Origin of the sequence: Flagellimonas marinaquae (genome assembly GCF_023716465.1) — a bacterium.
GTDB lineage: Bacteria > Bacteroidota > Bacteroidia > Flavobacteriales > Flavobacteriaceae > Flagellimonas > Flagellimonas alginolytica.
This window is the reverse complement of sequence record NZ_CP092415.1, coordinates 2,119,929-2,136,400: the sequence shown is the minus strand read 5'-3', so window position 1 is coordinate 2,136,400 and position 16,472 is coordinate 2,119,929. Positions and strand designations below refer to the sequence as shown.

General features: G+C 41.0%; 18 protein-coding genes and 1 tRNA gene. 10 read left to right on the top strand and 9 right to left on the bottom strand.

What is annotated here, in order from left to right; genetic code table 11:
* Window positions 1–206: 206 nt before the first annotated feature.
* From rplM to MJO53_RS09565, 10 genes are all read left to right on the top strand, one after another.
* Window positions 207–662, top strand: a complete 456-nt coding sequence (rplM, locus tag MJO53_RS09610; protein WP_224835511.1) for a 50S ribosomal protein L13 — start codon at window positions 207–209, stop codon at window positions 660–662.
* A complete protein-coding gene (rpsI, locus tag MJO53_RS09605; RefSeq protein WP_224835512.1) occupies window positions 662–1,048 on the top strand; it encodes a 30S ribosomal protein S9 in 387 nt (128 codons plus the stop codon). The genes rplM and rpsI overlap by 1 nt, the downstream gene beginning before the upstream one ends.
* Before the next feature lie 217 nt (window positions 1,049–1,265).
* On the top strand, window positions 1,266–2,318 hold the full coding sequence (rpsB, locus tag MJO53_RS09600) for a 30S ribosomal protein S2 (RefSeq protein WP_252078922.1): 1,053 nt from the start codon (window positions 1,266–1,268) through the stop codon (window positions 2,316–2,318).
* Between the two features lie 79 nt (window positions 2,319–2,397).
* Entirely contained in the window at window positions 2,398–3,222 is an 825-nt protein-coding gene (gene tsf, locus MJO53_RS09595; protein WP_252078921.1) for a translation elongation factor Ts, read from the top strand.
* A gap of 132 nt (window positions 3,223–3,354) precedes the next feature.
* Entirely contained in the window at window positions 3,355–4,062 is a 708-nt protein-coding gene (gene pyrH, locus MJO53_RS09590; protein ID WP_224835515.1) for a UMP kinase, read from the top strand.
* A gap of 42 nt (window positions 4,063–4,104) precedes the next feature.
* Window positions 4,105–4,659 (top strand): ribosome recycling factor, encoded by a 555-nt coding sequence (gene frr / locus MJO53_RS09585; protein WP_224835516.1) that lies wholly within the window; start codon window positions 4,105–4,107, stop codon window positions 4,657–4,659.
* A gap of 75 nt (window positions 4,660–4,734) precedes the next feature.
* The gene (locus MJO53_RS09580; protein ID WP_252078920.1) at window positions 4,735–7,134 is read left to right on the top strand and encodes an efflux RND transporter permease subunit; all 2,400 of its coding nucleotides are present in this window, start codon (window positions 4,735–4,737) and stop codon (window positions 7,132–7,134) included.
* Between the two features lie 90 nt (window positions 7,135–7,224).
* Window positions 7,225–8,658 carry an asparagine--tRNA ligase gene (gene asnS, locus MJO53_RS09575; protein WP_252078919.1) on the top strand — a complete coding sequence of 478 codons (1,434 nt, stop codon included), beginning with the start codon at window positions 7,225–7,227 and terminating at the stop codon, window positions 8,656–8,658.
* A gap of 48 nt (window positions 8,659–8,706) precedes the next feature.
* A complete protein-coding gene (rpoN, locus tag MJO53_RS09570) occupies window positions 8,707–10,164 on the top strand; it encodes an RNA polymerase factor sigma-54 (RefSeq protein WP_224835519.1) in 1,458 nt (485 codons plus the stop codon).
* Window positions 10,164–10,766, top strand: a complete 603-nt coding sequence (locus MJO53_RS09565; protein WP_252078918.1) for a hypothetical protein — start codon at window positions 10,164–10,166, stop codon at window positions 10,764–10,766. Before rpoN ends, MJO53_RS09565 begins: the two co-directional genes overlap by 1 nt.
* Here the strand turns inward: MJO53_RS09565 and MJO53_RS09560 are convergent.
* From MJO53_RS09560 to MJO53_RS09520, 9 genes are all read right to left on the bottom strand, one after another.
* A complete protein-coding gene (locus MJO53_RS09560; protein WP_252078917.1) occupies window positions 10,761–11,450 on the bottom strand; it encodes a porin family protein in 690 nt (229 codons plus the stop codon). The two genes, MJO53_RS09565 and MJO53_RS09560, sit on opposite strands and share 6 nt — an antisense overlap.
* 73 nt (window positions 11,451–11,523) lie before the next feature.
* Entirely contained in the window at window positions 11,524–12,006 is a 483-nt protein-coding gene (locus tag MJO53_RS09555; protein ID WP_224835522.1) for an ExbD/TolR family protein, read from the bottom strand.
* Between the two features lie 12 nt (window positions 12,007–12,018).
* Complete coding sequence (locus tag MJO53_RS09550; protein WP_252078916.1) at window positions 12,019–12,624, bottom strand: ExbD/TolR family protein; 606 nt, start codon at window positions 12,622–12,624, stop codon at window positions 12,019–12,021.
* A 10-nt stretch (window positions 12,625–12,634) separates the two neighbouring features.
* Window positions 12,635–13,072 (bottom strand): hypothetical protein, encoded by a 438-nt coding sequence (locus MJO53_RS09545; RefSeq protein WP_224835524.1) that lies wholly within the window; start codon window positions 13,070–13,072, stop codon window positions 12,635–12,637.
* A 26-nt stretch (window positions 13,073–13,098) separates the two neighbouring features.
* On the bottom strand, window positions 13,099–13,827 hold the full coding sequence (locus MJO53_RS09540; protein WP_224835525.1) for a MotA/TolQ/ExbB proton channel family protein: 729 nt from the start codon (window positions 13,825–13,827) through the stop codon (window positions 13,099–13,101).
* A 77-nt stretch (window positions 13,828–13,904) separates the two neighbouring features.
* Window positions 13,905–13,992, bottom strand: a tRNA-Ser gene (locus MJO53_RS09535).
* A gap of 66 nt (window positions 13,993–14,058) precedes the next feature.
* Window positions 14,059–15,090: an asparaginase gene (locus MJO53_RS09530; RefSeq protein WP_252078915.1), complete on the bottom strand. Its 1,032-nt coding sequence runs from the start codon at window positions 15,088–15,090 to the stop codon at window positions 14,059–14,061.
* A 3-nt stretch (window positions 15,091–15,093) separates the two neighbouring features.
* Entirely contained in the window at window positions 15,094–15,861 is a 768-nt protein-coding gene (locus MJO53_RS09525) for a TatD family hydrolase (protein WP_252078914.1), read from the bottom strand.
* Window positions 15,858–16,469 carry a hypothetical protein gene (locus MJO53_RS09520; protein WP_224835528.1) on the bottom strand — a complete coding sequence of 204 codons (612 nt, stop codon included), beginning with the start codon at window positions 16,467–16,469 and terminating at the stop codon, window positions 15,858–15,860. The genes MJO53_RS09525 and MJO53_RS09520 overlap by 4 nt, the downstream gene beginning before the upstream one ends.
* Between the last annotated feature and the right edge of the window lie 3 nt (window positions 16,470–16,472).

Here is a 16,472-nt window from a genome sequence, read left to right as displayed (position 1 = left end):
AATCGGAATGCGTTACAGTTACCAATTTTTTTAATCTTTTTTTAACACCTTTCAAGATTATCTTACAGCCGTTTTCCACCCCTAAAGATTGAATTTGAAAAAAGTGGAAAAATATTCCCGATCAACCGTTTGTAATTCAATCTAATAATTGTACATTTGCAGCCCGTTAATCGGGATAGGTTATTTAAATCAATAATATTCGAGAAGTGGATACATTAAGTTATAAAACTATTTCCGCCAATAAATCTACTGTTGACAAGCAATGGTTATTGGTTGATGCTGAAGGACAGACCTTAGGAAGATTGGCGTCTAAAGTAGCCAAAATACTTAGAGGGAAATATAAGACCAACTTTACCCCCCATGTTGATTGTGGAGACAATGTTATTGTCATCAATGCAGAGAAAATCGACATGACAGGTAACAAATGGAACGATAAAGAATACCAAAGATACACTGGGTATCCAGGTGGACAACGTTCTGCTTCCGCACTAGAAGTATTGGAAAAACATCCTGAGCGCATTATCGAAAACTCCGTAAAAGGAATGCTTCCTAAAAATAAATTAGGAGCCGACCTGTTCAGAAACCTTAAGGTTTACGCAGGGGCAGAGCACGGACAAGAAGCGCAAAAACCAAAAGCTATAAACTTAAACGACTACAAATAATGGAAGTGGTTCATAAGATAGGTAGAAGAAAAACAGCTGTGGCCAGAGTATATGTTTCCGAAGGTTCAGGAAACATTACCATCAACAAAAGAGATCTTAACGATTACTTTACCACAGGTACATTGCAATACAAAGTAAAACAACCTTTTGCCTTAACAGAAACCGAAGGCAACTACGACGTAAAAGTAAATGTTTACGGTGGTGGTATCACAGGTCAGGCAGAGGCCGTTCGTTTGGCTTTGTCCAGAGCAATGTGCGAAATAGATGCAGAGAACAGAACTGTTCTTAAACCAGAAGGGTTATTAACAAGAGACCCAAGAATGGTGGAAAGGAAGAAATTCGGTCAGAAGAAAGCCCGTAAGAAATTCCAATTCTCCAAACGTTAATATACTTTGGGCCTTTGCCCATCTATATATAAGTTCATTGAAAACCCTGAAAGTGTACATATTTCAGGGTTAAATTTTTAACAAAGTTGTCGTTGTTCCAAAAGGAAAAACAAATCGACTTTTGGAAACTAGTTTAGCATCTAAATGGGCCGGGCGAACATTTTTTGTGACCACCAACCCATTGCTACTTACAACGGAACGTAAACTAAGTACAAAAATGGCAAGTAAAATTGAAGTAAAAGACTTACTGGAAGCAGGTGTGCATTTTGGACACCTAACAAGAAAGTGGAATCCGAACATGGCTCCTTACATCTACATGGAGCGAAATGGGATTCACGTAATCAACCTCTACAAAACAGTTGCAAAACTTGAGGAGGCCAACGAGGCTCTTAAAAAAATTGCAGCCTCAGGAAGAAAAATCCTTTTTGTAGCCACAAAAAAACAAGCAAAGGACATTGTAGCGGACAAAGTATCCAAGGTAAACATGCCTTACATCACAGAGAGATGGCCAGGTGGTATGTTGACCAACTTTGTAACCATTCGTAAAGCTGTTAAAAAGATGGCAGCTATCGACCGAATGAAGAAAGACGGTACATTCAACACCCTATCCAAAAAAGAAAGATTGCAGGTAGATCGTTTGCGTGCAAAATTGGAAAAGAACTTAGGTTCCATTGCCGATATGACACGTTTGCCAGGAGCCCTATTTATCGTGGATACCATGCGTGAGCACATCGCCGTAAAAGAAGCCCAAAAATTGAACATTCCAATTTTTGCAATGGTAGATACCAACTCCGACCCACGTGATGTAGATTATGCCATCCCATCCAACGACGATGCCGGTAAATCCATTGAAGCTATCCTAGAGTCTGTTACACAAGCCGTAGCAGAAGGATTGGAAGAGCGCAAGAGCGAGAAAAACAACGGTAAAGACAAGGAAGAGGACACCAACAAAGAAGATAAAACTGCTGAAGCAAAACCAGCGAAAAAAGCAGAAGCCGCTCCAAAAGCAGAAGCTAAAGCGGACGACCTTACCAAAATTGAAGGTGTTGGACCAAAAGCCGCCGAAGCTTTGGCAGCAAGTGGTGTAAAATCCTATGCAGACCTAGCTGATGCAGACGCTGAAAAAATCAAGGAAATCTTGACCGAAGCTAGCTCAACTTTAGCTCACTTGGACCCAACTTCTTGGCCAAAACAAGCTAAAATGGCCGCCGATGGAAAATGGGACGAACTTAAAGAATGGCAAGACAGCGTAAAAGGCGGTGTTGAATAAACCCACTTATTTAACATTGTCCTAATCCAAAACACGGCAATAGTGTTTTACTTTATATAAAATTTAAAAAGAAAAGAAAATGGCAAAGATTACCGCCGCAGAGGTAAATAAATTAAGAAAGACCACCGGAGCTGGAATGATGGATTGCAAAAAAGCTTTGGTCGAAGCAGAAGGTGATTTTGATAAGGCAATAGAGATCCTTAGAAAAAAGGGTCAGAAAGTAGCAGCAAAAAGAGCTGATAGAGAATCTTCAGAAGGTGCTGCCATTGCAAAGGTAAATAGCGACAATAATCAAGGAGTTGCAATTTCATTGAACTGCGAAACTGACTTTGTTGCCAAGAACGATAGTTTTGTAAAGCTTGCCAACGATTTGGCCGATATCGCACTAGGTTTCGAAAGCAAAGACGATTTCTTAGCTGCTTCCTTCGATGGAATGACCGTAGCTGATAAATTGACTGAGCAAACCGGGGTTATCGGTGAAAAAATCGAAATCGGAAGCTTTGAAAAATTGAATGCCCCTTTCGTAGGTTCATACATACACGCTGGCAACAAAATCGCCACTTTGGTAGGTTTGTCCGCCAATGTTGACGGTGCCGCCGAAGCCGCAAAAGATGTAGCCATGCAAGCTGCTGCTATGAACCCTGTTGCATTGAACGAGGATGGTGTTGACCAATCGATCATTGACAAAGAAATCGAAATCGCAAAAGATCAGTTGCGCCAAGAAGGCAAACCAGAAGAAATGTTGGACAAGATCGCCCAAGGTAAATTGAAGCGTTTCTTTAAGGACAACACCTTGGTAAACCAAGATTTTATCAAAGACAGCAAGCAAAGTGTTTCCCAATATGTTAAGTCTGTAGACTCCAGTTTGGAAGTTACAGGATTCGCAAGAGTGGCACTTGGTTAATTTGCCTACAACATAATTATACAAAACCGCTTCCCAAAAGAAGCGGTTTTTTTGTGATGGTATCAAACCTAGAATTCTTCATTTCCCGTAAAATATTTTGATTATTTTTGTCCGGACTTCAATATACTTTTAATGCATTACAAAAGAATTTTATTAAAGCTAAGCGGCGAAGCCCTAATGGGCGAAAAACAATATGGTATAGATGCCAAGCGATTGGATGAATATGCCGAAGAAATAAAATCAGTAATCGATAAAGGTGTAGAAGTGGCCATCGTAATTGGTGGGGGAAACATTTTTCGGGGATTGGCCGGAGCTAGCCAAGGCATGGACAGGGTCCAAGGAGACCATATGGGCATGTTGGCAACAGTGATCAACGGCCTCGCACTGCAGAGTGCCCTTGAACTAAGAGGGGTGCAGACCAGGTTACAATCGGCCATAAAAATCAATGAGGTTGCAGAACCTTTTATCAGAAGAAGAGCTATTCGCCATTTGGAAAAAGGCAGAGTGGTGATTTTTGGAGGGGGAACCGGAAATCCATACTTTACCACCGACTCCGCAGCCGTACTGAGAGCTATTGAGATCAAAGCGGATGTTATCTTAAAAGGTACACGAGTGGACGGAATTTACACATCTGACCCAGAGAAGGACAAAACGGCTACCAAATTCGACTCCATCTCTTTTAACGAGGTGCTTTCCAAAGGGCTCAAAGTAATGGACACAACCGCCTTTACCCTCAGTCAGGAAAACGAATTGCCCATCGTTGTTTTCGACATGAACACACGTGGTAACTTAATGAAAATAGTTTCAGGAGAAAATATTGGAACAGTGGTCAACGTGTAGTTGAACGCAGATAATGGATTCAGTTTTTATATATTTATAATTATGGACGAAGAAGTAAAATTTATTCTTGATAGTGCAAAGGAAAGCATGGATGCCAGCATCGCACACTTACAAAAAGCATTGACAAAGATTAGGGCCGGCAAAGCCAGCCCAATGATGCTATCTACGGTAATGGTAGATTACTATGGTTCACAGACTCCGCTCTCCCAAGTTTCCAACATCAATACTCCCGATGCGCGAACCTTGTCCGTTCAACCTTGGGAAAAAAATCTTCTTGGTGAAATAGAAACTGCCATTATGAATGCCAATTTAGGCTTCAATCCAATGAACAATGGCGACATGATCATCATCAACGTTCCACCTTTGACCGAAGAAAGAAGGGTTCAACTGACCAAACAGGCAAAATCCGAAGCCGAAGATGCAAAAGTAAGCATCCGAAGCGTAAGGCAAGACGCCAACAAAGAGCTTAAAGCACTGGATATTTCCGAGGATCTTTTGAGCAATGCCGAGGTCGATGTTCAGGAACTTACCAATTCCTACAGTGAAAAAGTCGATAGCATTTTAACGGCAAAAGAAGCCGAGATCATGAAGGTGTAAAACTTCAATTTTGACTACGGTCTTTTCTAGGAACACAACATATCATTTTCTACCTTTGCGGCCAACAAAACCCACATGGTAGCAAAGCTCACTAAAGGATTTTGGCCTAAGGTCGCAAGAATTATTCTCCGAAATAGAATCCTCATTCTTTTGGGGGTTGCCGGATTCACTGTTTTCTTGGCGATGCAGTGGAAAAATATGCGTTTTTCCAACACCGAGGCCAATATTCTTCCAGATGATCACCCGGCTACCATTGAGTACAATTCCTTTACCAAAATTTTTGGAGAAGAAGGGAATGCCATTGTACTGGCCGTTAAGGATCCGGCCCTGTTCACCCCTAAAAATTTTAACCGCTGGAATACTTTGAGCAAACAGCTCGACGCATTTCCAGAGGTGGATTATGTGATCTCTCTCGAGAACTTGAAAGAACTTGTCAAGGACAGCATCACCCAGGCTTTTGTAATGCAGCCGCTTATTCCGGCCCCACCAAAAACCGCACAGGAAATTGAGTCCCTTAAAAACCACTTGTTCAAAGAACTGCCATTTTACGACAATTTGGTGTACAATCCCGAAACAGGTACTATTCAAACCGTAGTGTACCTGGACAAGGACATCATGAACACTGCCGTTCGGAACGAATTTATCCTTAACGACCTTGGGGCACTGGTAAACGATTTTGAGGAAGAGACCCAAATGAATGTCCATGTTTCCGGAATGCCCTACATAAGAACTTGGAACACTAAGTCCATTGTAGATGAAATTGGCCTTTTTATTGTAGGCGCCCTTCTGGTCACCTCCATTATCTTTTTCTTTTTCTTTAGAAGCTTTAGGGCCACATTTATCTCTATGTGTGTTGTGATCATAGGTGTGATGTGGGCTTTTGGCATATTGGGACTTTTGCAGTATGAGATCACCATACTTACGGCCCTTATACCTCCATTGATCATTGTAATCGGTATTCCCAACTGTATTTTCTTGATCAACAAATACCAGCAAGAAGTAAAAAAGCATGGCAACCAAGCCCTCTCCCTACAAAGGGTTATCTCTAAGATCGGCAATGCCACATTAATGACAAACATTACCACCGCATCTGGTTTTGCCACCTTCATCATTTTAGACAGCCAATTGTTACGGGAATTTGGCATTGTAGCCTCCATCAATATTATCGGAATATTTATTTTATCCCTACTGATCATACCTATCATTTATAGCTTTATGCCGTTGCCCAAGACCAAGCATTTAAAGCACTTGAACAAAAAATGGATGGACTTTTTTGTCAATTGGATGGAAAATATGGTACGAAACCACAGAATTGCCGTGTACATTACCACCGTAGCGGTTCTGGTTTTGAGCATTATCGGAATTTATCAGATGCGGATTACAGGAAGTAGGATCGAGGATCTACCAAAGAAAAGTCATTTTTATAAGGATATCCAGTTTTTTGAGGCCGAGTTTGATGGTATAATGCCCATGGAAATTGTAGTGGATACCAAACGAAAAAATGGGGTTACAAAACCAGCCACTTTAAAGCGTATGGACCAACTTGGAACGGTAATCGATGAAATTCCCGAACTCTCTAGGCCCATTTCCATTGTTGATCTGGTAAAATATTCCAAACAGGCATTTTACAATGGCATCCCTAAATACTATCAACTGCCCACCAGTCAAGAGAACACATTTATAATGAGCACTGTTCAAAAATCGTCAACCGGAAAAACCGACCTCCTACAGAGTTTTGTGGACAGTACTGGGCAAACTGCACGTTTGACCACCTACATGCGCGATGTTAAAATAGACCGCATGGAGGAAATAGAAAAGGATGTACAGGAAGCCATTACCAAACAGTTCCCATCGGAACGGTACAATGTTTTTATGACAGGCAAGGCGCTGCTTTTCCTAAAAGGAACCAAGTATTTGGTGAAAAACCTATTATTATCCCTGGCTTTGGCGATCGGACTTATTTCCCTGTTCATGGCCTATTTGTTCCGCTCGTATAAAATGGTAATCATATCCTTGGTCCCCAACTTATTGCCTTTGGTTATCACCGCAGGTGTTATGGGCTTTTTGGGTGTCCCCATAAAACCATCCACTATTCTCGTTTTTAGTATCGCCTTTGGTATTTCAGTGGACGATACTATTCATTTTTTGGCTAAATACCGCCAAGAACTCACTGCCAATCGTTGGCACATTAAAAAGTCGGTGTATGCAGCTCTTCGTGAGACCGGTGTTAGTATGTTCTACACTTCCATTGTATTGTTCTTCGGGTTTTCGGTCTTTATTATTTCAAGTTTTGGGGGAACCAAGGCCTTGGGCGGATTGGTTTCGGCAACTTTATTGTTCGCTATGCTCTCCAATTTGATCTTATTGCCATCACTTCTGCTTTCTTTAGAAAGGAGCATTGCCAATAAACAAGTGCTCAAAAAACCTCAAATCGACATTTTACCAAAGGAAGAGGATAACCTCAAGGACAAATAGTAGATGGAATGGCCATAAATTAAGCCGTTCCATTGCCATCATTTTTTATCAAAAACCTATCTTTACCAACTTAATTACGATAGTTTTAGAATGATGTCTTATTCCATAAAAGAATTGCTGGAAAAGCAACCCGTAGGAGATTCCGTTGAAGTAAATGGATGGGTAAAAACATTTAGAAGTAACAGGTTTATCGCCTTGAACGATGGTTCCACCATTCATAACCTACAATGTGTAGTTGATTTTGAAAATTTGGACGATACGATCCTCAAACAAATTTCTACAGGAGCTGCATTAAAAATTTCAGGAACCCTGGAAGAAAGTCAAGGTCGTGGACAAAGTGTGGAGATCCAGGTTACGGATATATTCGTGCATGGTACAGCCGACCCGGAGACCTACCCTATCCAGCCAAAAAAACATTCGTTGGAGTTTTTACGCGAAAAAGCCCACCTAAGGGTACGTACCAATACATTTTCGGCCGTAATGCGCGTAAGATCTATACTATCCTTTGCCGTACACAGCTATTTTCAGCAAAATGGCTTTTACTATATGCATGCCCCAATCATTACCGGTTCCGATGCCGAGGGTGCAGGTGAAATGTTCCGTGTTTCTACTTTGGATGCCAAAAACCCACCTTTGAACGATGCCGGGGATGTGGATTATTCCCAAGACTTTTTTGGAAAGGAGACCAACCTTACCGTATCTGGTCAGTTAGAGGCAGAGACCTACGCCATGGGCTTGGGCAAGGTATACACCTTTGGACCCACCTTTAGAGCGGAAAACTCAAACACATCCCGCCACTTGGCAGAATTCTGGATGATAGAGCCCGAGATGGCCTTTTACGATCTGGATGCCAACATGGACCTTGCAGAGGATTTTATAAAATATATTATTCAATATGTGCTGGATCACTGTCAGGATGATTTGGAATTCTTGGAAAAACGCCTTTTGGACGAGGAAAAGACCAAGCCACAAAACGAGCGTTCGGAAATGGCCCTGATCGAAAAATTAAAATTTGTTGTTGAGAACAATTTTAAAAGGGTGTCCTACACGGAGGCCATCGATATTTTAAAGAACAGCAAACCCAACAAAAAGAAAAAATTCCAGTTCCCTATTGATGAATGGGGCGCAGATCTGCAGAGCGAACACGAACGCTTTTTGGTAGAAAAACACTTTAAATGTCCAGTAATTCTTTTTGATTACCCTGCCAACATCAAAGCATTTTATATGCGCTTGAACGAGGATGGCAAAACGGTTCGCGCCATGGATGTACTCTTCCCTGGAATCGGCGAAATTGTTGGAGGCTCCCAACGTGAAGAGCGTTTGGATGTACTTCAACAAAAAATAAAAGCACTGGATATTGACGAAAAAGAACTTTGGTGGTACTTGGATCTAAGAAAATTCGGCACAGCGGTCCACAGTGGTTTTGGCCTTGGGTTCGAGCGTATGGTTCAGTTTGCAACAGGAATGGGGAACATTCGAGATGTGATACCTTACCCAAGGACACCCCAGAATGCCGAGTTTTAATTTGATTTTATTATTTTACATAGGAAAGATTGCTAATCATCAATCCGTATGCTAAAACAACATCTACAGTTTAAGCTTTCACAAAAACTGTCTCCTCAGCAGATTCAGCTCATGAAACTTATTCAATTGCCGACCCAGGCATTTGAACAAAGGTTAAAGCAAGAGCTGGAGGAAAACCCTGCATTGGAGAGCGGTAAGGAAGAATCCGATGCGTTGGATGATGTTTATGAGGATACTTACGATGATTCCGCGGATAGTGAAAACATTGATACTGAAGAAATCAACATTGACGATTACCTAAGTGACGATGAGATTCCCGATTACCGCACACAAGCCAATAATTATAGTGCGGAAGATGATGACAAGAGCGTGCCGTATGCTGCAGGCACATCGTTCAACCAATATTTGCTCAATCAGCTCAATACCGTCTATTTAGATGATCAAGAATGGGCCATTGCCGAGTTCCTAGTAGGCAGCGTGGATGAAAGTGGCTACATTCGAAGACCACTTACCGATATTATGGACGACCTTGCCTTTACTCAGAATATTTACGTAGAGGAAGAGAAGATAGAGCAAGTCCTCAAGATTGTACAAGACCTAGACCCACCAGGGGTGGCAGCACGATCGTTGGACGAATGTTTGATCATTCAACTAAAGCGTAAAAGTCAGAAACCGTCCATAGAGCTGGCAACAAGCATTTTGGAAAAATCTTTTGATCATTTTACGAAAAAGCATTATTCCAAATTGATACAGAAGCATCATATTACCGAAGAACAGTTAAAAGATGCCATTTCTGAAATAGAAAAACTCAATCCCAAACCAGGTGGGTCCTACTCGGGCAACACCCGGATGATCGAACATATTGTCCCAGATTTTTCCATAAAAATTGTGGATGGCGAACTGGAACTTTCGCTTAACGGCCGAAATGCCCCGGAACTCCATGTGTCCAAAGATTACAGCAATATGTTGGAAGGCTATAAAAATGCAAAGGAAAAGTCCAAGTCCCAAAAGGATACGGTAATGTTCATCAAACAAAAGCTTGATGCGGCAAAATGGTTCATCGATGCCATAAAGCAACGTCAACAGACATTGTTTGTTACCATGAGCACCATAATGGAATATCAAAAGGAATATTTTATGACCGGTGATGAGCGAAAGCTCCGCCCCATGATCCTTAAGGACATTGCCGATAAAATTGATATGGATGTTTCTACCGTTTCCCGGGTGGCCAACAGCAAATATGTGGATACGCCCTACGGCACCAAATTGATCAAAGATTTCTTTTCGGAGTCTATGAAAAATGAGCAGGGAGAAGATGTATCCACCAAAGAAATAAAAAAAATCTTGGAGACCGTTATTCGGGACGAGGAGAAGAAAAAACCTTTAACAGACGCGAAACTAGCCACCATTTTAAAGGATAGGGGGTATCCAATTGCCCGGCGTACCGTGGCCAAATATAGAGAACAACTTGGGATTCCAGTGGCACGGTTAAGAAAAGAAATCTGATGCGCCACATATTCCATATTATCTCTTACCTGTTCCATCCATTGTTCGTACCTATCGGAGGAACCATTGTGTATTTTATGATCGCCCCTTACAGCACCTTGGAAGTACAGAGCGGCAATATTCTACCGATTTTTATACTTACGGTGATCATCCCGATCATTTTCTTTTTGATCTTAAAAAATCTCGGGGTAATCAATTCCATTTTTTTACCTACTGTTCAGGAACGAAAATACCCGCTCTATATAAGCTGTATCATCTTTTTAATGATACTTTATAAGGTAATCCCCAATAATTACGTACACGAGCTCTTTTACTATTTTACTGGCTTACTTACGGCCACCAGTGCTACCTTGATTTTGTTGTTTTTTAAATTAAAGACTAGCATGCACTTATTGGGCATGGGAAGTATTCTCACCTTTATGATCGCACTGAGCATTCATTTTGAGATCAACATTACCATAGCAATAAGTTTATTCACCCTTTTTACAGGCTTGGTAGCAACCTCTCGTCTATATCTTAGAGCACATACTAAGAACGAACTATTGATTGGCTTTTTATTGGGTTGCTGTTCCCAGCTGATTATTTTGAAGTACTGGTTATAGGATATAAAATATTAAACCTACCCTGAGCACACTAAAATCGATAGGTTCACCATTTTCCAACTCTGTTCCCTCCTTGAGTAAATTATTTAATCCATAATAAGCGTGTAAATTCCAGGTATTGTATCCAAAACTAAGGGTGAGACCGTAATGGAATTCCTCGATATCTGGATTTTTAAAGGTGGTATTCCCCATATCGGTAACCAATTTGGATCTACCGGAAAAAACATACCCTAAACGTGCACCTGCATAGATCCGCCAAAACTTATAGTCTTCAGCTGTGGAAGTACGCCACCTAATTTCTAATGGTAATTCAATAGTATGGGTTCCCAGCTTACTACGGTTAAAATCGGCCTCGTCCACAATCCCATATGTAATTATATTATCCTCTTCTGTAGCCATCACGTTGGAGTAATAGGCATTAATGGCGTACCCCAATCCCAGACCAATCCCAATATTTCTTCGCTCATTGAACGGAATATCCTTAATAAAGCCAAACTGCAGATTATAAGAGAGGTTTCGTTGCGATACATTCCCGGGCTTATCAAATAAAACATTATACCCTACCCCCACATAAAACTGGTCTTCCAAATAACGTGGATTGGATGTAGATGTTTGGGCATTGCAGGCCACGGACGACACCAGGAGCACCATACCCAAAAAAATCTGTAGAATTTTACGAAGCATTACATTAACAATTTAAACAAAAAACGCCCCAAATTAAAATTTGGAGCGTTTCCCACTAAATCTAAGCTATTGCCTACTGTAGATTGTTAAAAGCATCCCCCTCATAAGTGGTATAATTCACTTTTAGAGCGTTCACTTCTCTCAATTGTTGCTTTATGTCGGTGATAAGGCCCATGTTTGCTTCCTTATCAACTTTTAAAGCCGTAGTCAATACGTTTTGAAGTTCTTGCGGTTTCTTTGCACGTTCTGCCAAAATAAATGAACCTACTTCGTCCACATTGGCAAATTTATCATTCAATTGGATTTTTGGTTCTGTACCAAATACCTTTTGATATTCTTGCGTAGGTGTCCCCACATAAATATAAATCACGCGATCTTTCTTTTCCAACTTCTTTATTTCCGAAGCGTTTGGAAGAGTATTGGCAACCATTAAAGAACTATCTTTCATCGTGGTCACGGTCATAAAGAAGAACAGTAGCATGAAAACGATATCTGGCAACGATGCCGTTGATACCGCTGGCAAATCGCCATCCTTCTTTTTGGTAAACTTAGCCATATTAAATAGTTGTTAATTGGTTGTTGTTTCTGCTTCTGAAAGTTTTTGTGGGAACATATCCTGGATACGTTTCACTTTGTCTTTCAAATCATCTCTAACGCTGGATGGGGTTTCTGGATTAAGGTATTCTGCTTCCATTTTGGTGAAATCCCTTCCGAACAAACGTTTTGCTTCACGGTTACGCAGGTCGTTGTACGCACCCACCAATTCGTTTTGAACGGTAATGTATGTACTATACTTGGTCTCCCTGTCATTTTTTAATGAGATAATGGCTTTGGTCGGGTTATCTGATGAGGAAGGATCTTTTCTACCTTTACAGTAGGCACAAGTACCGTCTGCACCGTTTTCCAAAAACGCGGTAGCAGCTTTTCTTAAATCCTTAATTTCCATCAAGTTATCCTCGACCAAAAGTTGTCCATTCTTGTTGATATTAACAGTAAAAATGTTTTTCTGCTTAATAACAACATCTGTGTCTGGCGGCTCGATCGGCGGTAACATTCGATCCAAACCTGCATCAGTTTCAATGGTGGTGGTCACCAAGAAAAAGATAAGCAAGAGGAACGCGATATCCGCCATGGAGCCGGCATTTACTTCCGGTGCTCCTTTTCTTCTAGGCATAATTAACTTTTTACTTTACAAACATTCTTTTCAAACCTGGTACAACCATTAGAACTACCGCTACTAGGGTAAGGATAAAAAATACATTTAATCCCATTCCAATGTTTTTCACAGTGCCTTCCGTGGTCTCTACGCCTCTTTCGGACATAGCTTCTACCACAGCCATGTTATCTGAAGAAAGCCCGTAGGATATGGCCACTACAATGGCCAATCCACCAATGGCAAAAAGAGCTTTCTTTAAGCTTCCCTTTGTGGAAAACAATTTTGCAAATCCAAATACTACTGAAGTTACAACTGCAATAGCCAAAAGGATGTACATGATAATGAACATGAAGTTCATTGAGCCGCTATTTATGGCTCCTGGATCATCGGCAGACGGAAGGGAGAACCAAAGAACGGCCGCAAGCAATCCGATGACGATGAGTAATATTTTTACTATTTTATTCATGATTCTCGATAGTTTTTAATTCGTAATTATTTCTTGTGGGCAGCCAACATATCGATCAAAGCGATTGAGCTGTCTTCCATATCGTTTACGATACTATCGATTTTAGCAATAATATAGTTGTAGAAAATCTGTAGGATAATCGCCGTGATCAAACCGAATACGGTTGTCAATAACGCCACCTGGATATCCCCTGCAATCAATGAGGCACTCAAGTTACCTACTGCAGCAATCTTCTGGAAAGCCTGAATCATACCGATTACCGTACCCATGAACCCAAGCATGGGAGCAATAGCGATAAACAAGGACAACCAAGAAACGTTTTTCTCCAATTGACCCATTTGTACACCACCGTAAGCCACAACGGCTTTTTCTGCGGATTCCAATCCTTCGTCAACTCTATCCAAACCTTGATAGTAGATAGAAGCAACAGGTCCTTTAGTGTTTCTACAAACCTCTTTAGCGGCCTCAACACCACCTGAAGCCAAAGCATCCTCAACTTGTTGCTTCAATTTAGCGGAGTTGGTGGTTGCTAAATTCAAATAAATAATTCTTTCGATGGCTACGGCCAATCCCAAAATCAAACAAAGCAACACGATACCCATAAAGGCAGGACCTCCTTGGATAAATTGCTCTTTTAACACTTGGGTGAAACCTTTGCTGGCTTCAGCTTCTTCTTGCAACATTGCTGCAGATGCAGTTGTAGTTCCCATCACAAACATTCCGGCAGCAGCCAGAGAAAAGGATATTTTTTTCATTTTACTTAAACTTAAATTTAGTTAGTTAATAATGTTAAAGATATAAAATTTTATAATAGAAAAACTAAAATACCTTGCAGAGAGGAAGGGATTCGAACCCTCGATACACTTTTGGTGTATACACACTTTCCAGGCGTGCGCCTTCGACCACTCGGCCACCTCTCTATTGTTTCTTTTAGGGCGACCAATAAACAAAAAAATTATTAGTTATAGAAATTTGAGGCGTTAATTTTACAGCATTTCACCACGGAGCGGTGTCTCGAAAATCGTCTTGAACAACTTGTCCGGAACCCTTGTCCCCAAAAGGTACATTGCCTTGGCAATGGCAGCTTCGGTCGTAATATCCTTTCCATTAACCAGTTGCATCTCCTTGAGTTTTTCACTGGTTTCGTAATGCCCCATAAAAACACTGCCTCCCGAGCATTGGGTTACATTAATAATATGTAATCCTTTTTCTGCAGCCTTTTTTAATTCTGACAAAAACCATTTGTCCATTGGAGCATTTCCTGCACCATAAGTTTCCAAAATAAGCGCCTTTAATTCGGGAATTTGGAGCACTGAATGAAGTACTTTTCGGTTTAATCCCGGAAATAATTTTAAAATCGCCACATTGTTGTCCATATTTTTATGCACCTGCAACGACTTGCCTTTGGTGGTTTTCTTCAATAAAATATTCTCGTTCACCTTTAAATGCACCCCGGATTCCACCAAGGGCGGATAGTTCAATGAATCAAATGCCTCAAAATGTTCTGCATTTATTTTGGTGGTCCGGTTGGCCCTGTAGAGCTTGTATTCAAAATATAATCCGACTTCTTGCACAACCGGCCTGCCTTTTTTTTGAAGTGCCGCTATTTCTATTGAGGTTATCAGGTTTTCCTTGGCATCGGTGCGCAAATCCCCAATGGGTAATTGGGAACCGGTGAAAATGACCGGCTTTTCCAGATTTTCCAACATAAAACTGAGTGCCGATGCGGAATAACTCATGGTATCGCTACCGTGCAACACCACAAACCCATCGTTTTCTTCGTAATGAGACTCGATAATTGATGCAATGACCGCCCAGTATTCCGGATTCATGTTGGAAGAATCTATGGGATTTTCGAACGATACTCCGTGCAAATTACAATCCAATTGTTTTAACTCCGGGATATTTTTTACCAGCTCCTCAAAATTAAAGGCCTTGAGCGCACCGGTTTTATAGTCCTTTACCATACCAATGGTACCCCCGGTGTAGATCAATAATATGTTGGGCTTTTTTTTCATAGGTCAGATTCCGAATATGTCTTTGGAGTTCTTAGTCGTAATCTCGGCAATTTCTTCCTCCGGCATTCCATAAATGGAGGATAGTTTTTGCAATATATTTACAATATAGGAACTCTCGTTCCGTTTGCCACGATATGGGGTGGGTGCCAAATAGGGAGCATCGGTTTCCAAAACAATATGCTCCAGTCCAACATTGTGCAAAAACTGGTCAATCTTCCCGTTTTTAAACGTAACCACCCCACCGATGCCCAACTTCATATTATAGGAAATGGCTTTTTGAGCCTGTTCCATGGTTCCGGTAAAACAATGAAAAATACCAAAAAGCCCTTCTCCTTTTTCTTGCTCCAGCACTTCAAAGACCTCATCAAAGGCATCACGACAATGTATTACTATTGGCAATTGATATTTTTTTGCCAGTCGGATCTGATGCGCAAATGCCTCTTGTTGTTCTTTCAAAAAGGTTTTGTCCCAATATAGGTCCACTCCAATTTCTCCTACGGCGTAAAACTTTCGTTTTGCCAGCCATTCCTCCACAATGGCCAATTCCGCCTTATAGTTTTCCTTTACATGGGTCGGGTGCAATCCCATCATCAGAAAAACATTCTCGGGATAACCGGCTTCCAAATCCAGCATGGATTTTATATAGGTAGAATCTATTGCCGGTACAAAAAACCTTTGCACTCCTTGATCGAAAGCCCTCTGTATCATTTCCGCCCTATCCTCCTCAAAGGCTTCGCTATATAAATGGGTATGCGTATCTGTTATGATCATTTACTGCTATTTTCTTGCTCTGCCGCAACATTGTTCCTGTTGCCGTATAATTCCATTGCTTTTGTGAAGTTTTGTGCACCTACTTTGGTTTGATCATAGATAAACCCATCCAATTCGGGATGGTGCTCACTGACCCAGTTGACCAATTGTTCTCTATTTCTTACCCACAGGTCATCATTAAAATCCAAATATTCCACTACATCAATACTTTGTATTTTGCCTTCTTCAATCTTCATGACCTCATGTGTGACAAATGGTTTATTCTGCAAAAAGAGTATGCGGTCACACTTTTTGGAAACCTTTAAATGGAGTTCGTTATCCTTATCTTTTATTTCCAAAATGGCATACTTTGGCCTAAATACAGAATCCCACTGGAACAGATCTCTGTACCCTTGTTTGGAAAAAGTTCTCCTGTAATCCATTTCGTTGAACCGAACACTGTCCAAAAACAAACCTACCACTTGATCATAGTTGGAGGTATTCAATCCATGGATGTAAGCTTTTGCTATAGTCTCCTTATCGATTTCCTTTTTGTTGAAATCACATGAGACCAACAAATACATGGCAAAAACCGAAAGGACGACCTTGTTGCTGTTAAAACAAACCATAAC

Excerpts from the sequence above, each read along its gene's own strand:
- tsf (WP_252078921.1), top strand. The coding sequence starts at position 2,398 with ATGGCAAAGATTACCGCCGCAGAGGTAAATAAATTAAGAAAGACCACC.
- MJO53_RS09520 (WP_224835528.1), bottom strand. The coding sequence starts at position 16,469 with ATGGTTTGTTTTAACAGCAACAAGGTCGTCCTTTCGGTTTTTGCCATG.
- MJO53_RS09550 (WP_252078916.1), bottom strand. The coding sequence starts at position 12,624 with ATGCCTAGAAGAAAAGGAGCACCGGAAGTAAATGCCGGCTCCATGGCG.
- MJO53_RS09545 (WP_224835524.1), bottom strand. The coding sequence starts at position 13,072 with ATGAATAAAATAGTAAAAATATTACTCATCGTCATCGGATTGCTTGCG.
- frr (WP_224835516.1), top strand. The coding sequence starts at position 4,105 with ATGGACGAAGAAGTAAAATTTATTCTTGATAGTGCAAAGGAAAGCATG.
- rpoN (WP_224835519.1), top strand. The coding sequence starts at position 8,707 with ATGCTAAAACAACATCTACAGTTTAAGCTTTCACAAAAACTGTCTCCT.
- MJO53_RS09565 (WP_252078918.1), top strand. The coding sequence starts at position 10,164 with ATGCGCCACATATTCCATATTATCTCTTACCTGTTCCATCCATTGTTC.
- pyrH (WP_224835515.1), top strand. The coding sequence starts at position 3,355 with ATGCATTACAAAAGAATTTTATTAAAGCTAAGCGGCGAAGCCCTAATG.
- MJO53_RS09555 (WP_224835522.1), bottom strand. The coding sequence starts at position 12,006 with ATGGCTAAGTTTACCAAAAAGAAGGATGGCGATTTGCCAGCGGTATCA.
- MJO53_RS09525 (WP_252078914.1), bottom strand. The coding sequence starts at position 15,861 with ATGATCATAACAGATACGCATACCCATTTATATAGCGAAGCCTTTGAG.
- rpsB (WP_252078922.1), top strand. The coding sequence starts at position 1,266 with ATGGCAAGTAAAATTGAAGTAAAAGACTTACTGGAAGCAGGTGTGCAT.
- asnS (WP_252078919.1), top strand. The coding sequence starts at position 7,225 with ATGATGTCTTATTCCATAAAAGAATTGCTGGAAAAGCAACCCGTAGGA.
- MJO53_RS09530 (WP_252078915.1), bottom strand. The coding sequence starts at position 15,090 with ATGAAAAAAAAGCCCAACATATTATTGATCTACACCGGGGGTACCATT.
- rpsI (WP_224835512.1), top strand. The coding sequence starts at position 662 with ATGGAAGTGGTTCATAAGATAGGTAGAAGAAAAACAGCTGTGGCCAGA.
- MJO53_RS09580 (WP_252078920.1), top strand. The coding sequence starts at position 4,735 with ATGGTAGCAAAGCTCACTAAAGGATTTTGGCCTAAGGTCGCAAGAATT.
- MJO53_RS09540 (WP_224835525.1), bottom strand. The coding sequence starts at position 13,827 with ATGAAAAAAATATCCTTTTCTCTGGCTGCTGCCGGAATGTTTGTGATG.
- MJO53_RS09560 (WP_252078917.1), bottom strand. The coding sequence starts at position 11,450 with ATGCTTCGTAAAATTCTACAGATTTTTTTGGGTATGGTGCTCCTGGTG.